This is a genomic window from Bilophila sp. 4_1_30 (assembly GCF_000224655.1).
GTDB lineage: Bacteria > Desulfobacterota > Desulfovibrionia > Desulfovibrionales > Desulfovibrionaceae > Bilophila > Bilophila wadsworthia.
This window is the reverse complement of the sequence record NZ_JH114233.1, coordinates 29,103-34,453: the sequence shown is the minus strand read 5'-3', so window position 1 is coordinate 34,453 and position 5,351 is coordinate 29,103. Positions and strand designations below refer to the sequence as shown.

The window sequence follows — 5,351 nt, the reverse complement described above, 5'->3', positions numbered from 1 at the left end:
GGGGAGGGGGAGGGAAGGGACCTTCTCCAGAAAGTCCCTTCCTCCCCCTCCCCCAATTTTCCTTAGGAAGAGGCCGCATACCGCTCCCACGACTGCATGAGCACGGCATGGGAAGCGGTAAAATCCTCGACGGAAAAGACCTCAAGGTTGAGCACGCCGGAGAACCCGGTTTTCCAGAGGGGGTGCATCACATCATCCACGAATTCCGGCGGCATGAGCCTGAGTGACTTGTGGTCACGCGGACGAGGCCCGAACAGGCGGGCCAGGTTCCTTTCCGCCTGTTTTTCCGGAGCCCCCTGCTGGCCTTGCGGCTTTGCCGCGTCCGCCTCGCTTCCGCGTGGCTCCAGACCGTGCAGATGGATGACGCGCACCCGAGGGAGCCACGCCGCAAGCACAGGGGCGGGATCGCCGCTATCCTTCCAGATATGCCCCACATCAAGGCAGCGGGAGTATGGCGTGCCCGCAAGCCAGCGATCCCAGAACGAGGGGGCGTAGGTTTCAAGGTTTTCCACGGCGAGGCGTTCCGGCGCGGGCAGACACGCCGCGATTTCCCGCAAGGCTTCGGCGGTCCACTCCTGTTGCTCGGCGGAAGGTTCCCCCCCTGTCCCATGCAGTGAGGGGAAATCCACATGTAGCACAAAGCTGTGCGGATCGAGCGGGCCGGTGAGTTCGGCGACGCGGCGGATTTTCCCGATCATCGCCCGTGCGCCTTCCCGCGTATCGAAATCGGCGTCCGTGGGGAGATGCACGTGCAGGGTCACGCCCTCTCCGGCAATGATCCTGCCGAGTTCGGCGATCTCGCCGGGTGTGGCGAGATATTCGTTGCGCTCGCCCGGTTCCACCAGCAAAAGCGCCACATCATCACACCGTTCCGCCGCAAACCGCACGGCGGGCACATAGGTTTCGTGCAGCAGGAACGAGGTCGCGCCGAGGCGCATATTCGGGATTGCGTATTTCCGCATCAGGTTGCTTTCCTCCCCTAGTTTCACACGCAACAGACTATGAGGACAACACATTCCGTCAGTTCGACGAGGCACCCGAATACGTCCCCGGTGACGCCGCCGAGCCGTTTCCTTGCGGCGGAAAGCAGAAGCCATGCGGCGAGCAGGGCGATGGCGAGGGCATAGAGCCCGCGCATCCCGTTGACGGCGCATACGCCGAGTCCGAGCGCAAAGGCGATCAGCTCGTGGCGCGAGGTCACGCCTTCGTGCAGGGCTTCGCCAAGCCCGCCCGGACGCGCCGAGGGAACACGCATCGCCGCGAAAACCATGCACCGCGCCAGCATCCCGGCAAGGCAGCAGGACAGCAGGAGAGGAGCGAACGCGTCCGGTCCGCTTCCATCCGCCTGAAACGTGCCCGCCAGCGCGCCGAGGGCCGCAGCCTTGAGCGCGAGGATGAAGAACAGCGCGGCCCCGCCGAACGTCCCGAGCCGGGAATCCTTCATGATCTCCAGCCGCCGGGCCGGAGGAGCCTCAACGATGAGCCCGTCTCCGCAGTCCGCCACGCCGTCAAGATGCAGCCCTCCCGTCACGGCGACCCAGACAAGGCAGCCGATGACGCCGCACAGGGAGGCGGGCAGGACCTGTGACGCAAGGCCGAGCGTGAGGGACACGAACGCGCCGATGATGAGTCCGACCACGGGCAACCAGACGGCGACGCCCCGGAACGTGGGAGGAAGCGGCGCGGAACCGATGGGCAGGCGGGTGAAGAAGCCGAGGGCGGCGCGGAGCATCATTTCATGCCTATGCCTTGCAGGGTGTCCATTTCCGTAAGGATGCGGACGGCGGCGTCGATGATCGGATAGAGCAGCGCTGCGCCCGTTCCTTCTCCGAGCCTGAGCCCGAAGTCAAAATAGGTGGGGATGCCGAGGTAATCCATGAGGATCTGGTGCCCCGGCTCTAAGGACGAATGCGAGCCGATGAGCATGTCCCGCACGCCGGGCCGGATGCCGATGGCGATGGCTGCTGCGGCCCCGGCGATGAAGCCGTCCACCACGACCGGAATGCGCAGCGATGCCCCGCCGAGCATGAGCCCGCTCATGGCCGCGAGTTCCGGTCCGCCGACCTTGGCGAGTACGTCGACGGCATCATTCGGATCGGGGCGGTTGATTGCAATGCCGCGCCGGATGAGGCCGGCCTTGTGGCGGACGCGCTCGGAAGGGATGCCGGAGCCGATGCCCGTCACCTCGTCAACCGACGCGCCGGTGAGCACGGCGGCGATGGCCGAGGAGGGCGAAGTGTTGCCGATGCCCATTTCCCCGGCGGCAAGCAGGGTCACGCCCCGCGAAGCTTCTTCGCGGGCCATGTCGATGCCCACCTGCACACAGGCCAGCGCTTCTTCACGGGTCATGGCCGGGCCTTCGCTGAAGTCGCGGGCCGCGTGCATGACCTTGCGGCGCACAAGCCCCTCCACATCGTCGAGGTCGTTCTTCACGCCCACGTCCACGACGGAAAGCCGCGCTCCGGCATTGCGGCAGAAGGCGTTTATCGTGCCGCCGCCCTTAACGAAATTGCGCACCTGCATTTCCGTCACTTCCTGCCCCGTGGCGCTCACGCCCTGAAGGGCTATGTCGTGATCCGCCGCGAACAGCACCACGGATTTTTCGGGAAACACCGGGCACTCTTTCCCGGTAATCCCCGCGAGCCGTACCGCCAGCTCCTCGAGCCGTCCGAGGCTCCTCGGAACCTTGGCAAGATTGTCCAGATGCCGTTGCGCCGCTTCTGCCGCCTCAGCCGAAAATGCGGGAATCGTCAGTGTGTTCATGGGTTCCTCTTCTCCCTCATTATCCTTACAAGCTCAACATACCGATAAGAAACACTTCAAACAGTGTGAAGACGATGACGGAATGCCACATGAGCCGTACCGCCAGCACGATGTGCGCGGGTTTGGCGTCGGGGGTTCCGCCGCCGAGCCACGGATGATCGACGCGCAGATCCCCGTACACGGCGGGGCCTCCGAGCTTGAGGCCGAGGGCCCCGGCAAAGGCCGCCTCGCTCCATGCGGAATTGGGGCTTTCGTGGGCCGCGCGGTATTTCCAGCCCACGGGCAGGATGTCGCTATGCCGCAGGTTCGGAATGATGCGGGAGGCGAACGCGATGAAGGGCAGGGACAGCCGGGCCGGGACGAAGTTCAGCGCGTCGTCGAGACGAGCCGCGAACGTGCCGAAACGGATGTATTTTTTGTTCTTCTTGCCCCAGAGTGCATCAAGCACGTTGGCGGAGCGGTGCAGCACGGCAAGGCACGCGGCTCCCGGATACCCGAAGAAGAAAAGGCCGATGCCCGCCCAGAACAGCGTGGACAGGACCCCGTCCGTGAGGTTTTCGCCCACGCTTTCCACACAGGCGCGGGCCACGCCGTGGGCGTCGAGGCGGTCGGGATTGCGGCCCACCATCATGGAAACGGCCTTGCGTGCGCCTTCGAGATCGCCCTTGGCAAGCGGGACGGCGACGCGCAGGGCGTGTTCCTCAAGGCTCCGGGGCGCGACGCAGATCCAGATGATGATGGCCGAGACGAACCATGCCGCCCGGGGGTCGGCGTAAACCTGCGCGGCCCACGCCAGACCGCCCGCGAGGGCGGCACAGGGCAGGACGACAAGCAGACAGGCGAGAGTTCCGGAGAGGGACATCAGAGCATTGTTGGAACCGCGCCGGAACAGGGCTTCAATGCGTGAGGCCAGCGCGCCCATCATGCAGACGGGATGCACGCGGGAAGGCAGTTCCCCGAAAAGGCGGTCGATCAGCAGCGCGGCGGGCAGCAGCGCGAGGAAGGCGAGGTTCATTTCAATCCCATGCTTTGGTAAATGGTTTCCATATCGGAATGTTCGCGCACAATGTCCGCGAGCCTGTCCAGCGCCTTTTCCAGATCATAGGTGGCCAGTTGGCGGCCCTGCGGCGCAAGGCCGATGTCGGCGCGCACATGATCGAGCCAGGCGCGGCGGAAGGCGTCGTCATCGAAAACGCCGTGCAGGTAGGTCGCCCAGCGCCGCCCCGAGACATAGCCGCAGATGCGCTCCGCTTCGGAAGGATAGGCGCGGTCGGCCCGCAGGAACAGCGGCAGGGCCGAAGGGCCGTGATCGGTGAGGCCGTGGTGGATTTCATAGCCGCCGGACGGCACGTCGAGCGGGGTTTCGGCGCGGGCCACGCGCACGAGCGTCTTGTCGGCGGCGAAGGTCGAGCGCAGATCCATAAGCCCGAGCCCCGGCACTTCCGGCGCGGCGGACTCGATGCCGTGGGGATCGAGGATGGCCCGGCCCAGAATCTGCAATCCGCCGCAGATGCCGAAGATCCATTTTCCGCGTTCTGCGTGCCCGAGGATATTGTCCGCCAGTCCGCTGCGGCGCAGGTCGTCGAGGTCGGGGACCACGCTTTTCGAGCCCGGAAGCATCACCACATCGGGGTCGCCCCATTCCTCCGCACGGCGCACCGGACGCAGGCGGACGTCGGGTTCGGCGGCGAGCGGCGCAAAGTCGGTGTAATTGGATACGTGCCGCAGCATGACCACGGCGATGTCCAGTGTCCCCGCCTTTTTTTCCCCGCAGTCGGTGTGTCCCCATGAGAAGCCCGCCATGTCTTCTTCGGGAATGTTGAGGTCGCGTATATAAGGAATGGTGCCGAGCACGGGAGTTCCCGTATGGTTGAGCATGTATTCGTGGGCCGGGCCGAGCAGGGAGGCGTCCCCCCGGAACCGGTTGACGATATAGCCGGTGAGCAGGCGGCGTTCGGCGTCGGTGAAGGTCATCCACGTTCCGAGGAAGGAGGCGTAGACCCCGCCCCGGTCGATGTCTCCGACGAGCAGCACGGAAGCCCGCGCATGTTCGGCCATGCGCATGTTGACGACATCGTGCTCCTTGAGGTTGATTTCGCCGGGGCTGCCCGCGCCTTCGAGCACCATGACGTCATGGTCGGCGGCGAGGCTGTCGTAGGCTTCGGTGACGGTCTTCCATAATTCCTTTTTTTTCTTGAAGTAGTCGAGGACGCCCATGTGCCCGATGGGTTGCCCAAGGACGACGACCTGCGATCCTGTATCGGAGTGCGGCTTGAGCAGGATGGGGTTCATGCGGGCGTCCGGGTCGACGAGGGCGGCCTGCGCCTGCACGATCTGGGCGCGGCCCATTTCGTCGCCCGCCGCGGTGACCCCCGAGTTCAGCGACATGTTCTGCGCTTTGAAGGGGGCGACGCTGTAGCCGTCCTGCCGGAAGATGCGGCAGTAGGCCGCCGCAAGGATGCTCTTGCCCGCGTTGGAGGAGGTGCCCTGCAGCATGAGGGCCGGGGTATGGCGGGGGCGGCGGGATATGCCGGGGGAAGGGAGGAGAAACCCTTCTGGAGAAGGGCTTTCTCCTCCCTTCCCCCAGA

5 protein-coding genes are annotated in these 5,351 nt (G+C 65.2%); all 5 read right to left on the bottom strand.

The window, feature by feature from the left end; genetic code table 11:
- Positions 1–62: 62 nt before the first annotated feature.
- Positions 63–962 carry a cobamide remodeling phosphodiesterase CbiR gene (gene cbiR, locus HMPREF0178_RS12265; protein WP_039959046.1) on the bottom strand — a complete coding sequence of 300 codons (900 nt, stop codon included), beginning with the start codon at positions 960–962 and terminating at the stop codon, positions 63–65.
- A gap of 23 nt (positions 963–985) precedes the next feature.
- Positions 986–1,735 (bottom strand): adenosylcobinamide-GDP ribazoletransferase, encoded by a 750-nt coding sequence (cobS, locus tag HMPREF0178_RS12260; protein WP_009368354.1) that lies wholly within the window; start codon positions 1,733–1,735, stop codon positions 986–988.
- Positions 1,732–2,763: a nicotinate-nucleotide--dimethylbenzimidazole phosphoribosyltransferase gene (gene cobT, locus HMPREF0178_RS12255; RefSeq protein WP_009368353.1), complete on the bottom strand. Its 1,032-nt coding sequence runs from the start codon at positions 2,761–2,763 to the stop codon at positions 1,732–1,734. The genes cobS and cobT overlap by 4 nt, the downstream gene beginning before the upstream one ends.
- Positions 2,764–2,788: 25 nt before the next feature.
- A complete protein-coding gene (gene cbiB, locus HMPREF0178_RS12250) occupies positions 2,789–3,778 on the bottom strand; it encodes an adenosylcobinamide-phosphate synthase CbiB (RefSeq protein WP_009368352.1) in 990 nt (329 codons plus the stop codon).
- A partial coding sequence (locus HMPREF0178_RS12245; protein ID WP_009368351.1) for a cobyric acid synthase occupies positions 3,775–5,351 on the bottom strand: 1,577 nt, incomplete at its 5' end. The genes HMPREF0178_RS12245 and cbiB, both read right to left, overlap by 4 nt.

Bases quoted from the DNA above. Each gene is read 5' to 3' on its own strand.
- cbiR (WP_039959046.1), bottom strand. From the start codon at position 962: ATGCGGAAATACGCAATCCCGAATATGCGCCTCGGCGCGACCTCGTTC.
- cobS (WP_009368354.1), bottom strand. From the start codon at position 1,735: ATGATGCTCCGCGCCGCCCTCGGCTTCTTCACCCGCCTGCCCATCGGT.
- cobT (WP_009368353.1), bottom strand. From the start codon at position 2,763: ATGAACACACTGACGATTCCCGCATTTTCGGCTGAGGCGGCAGAAGCG.
- cbiB (WP_009368352.1), bottom strand. From the start codon at position 3,778: ATGAACCTCGCCTTCCTCGCGCTGCTGCCCGCCGCGCTGCTGATCGAC.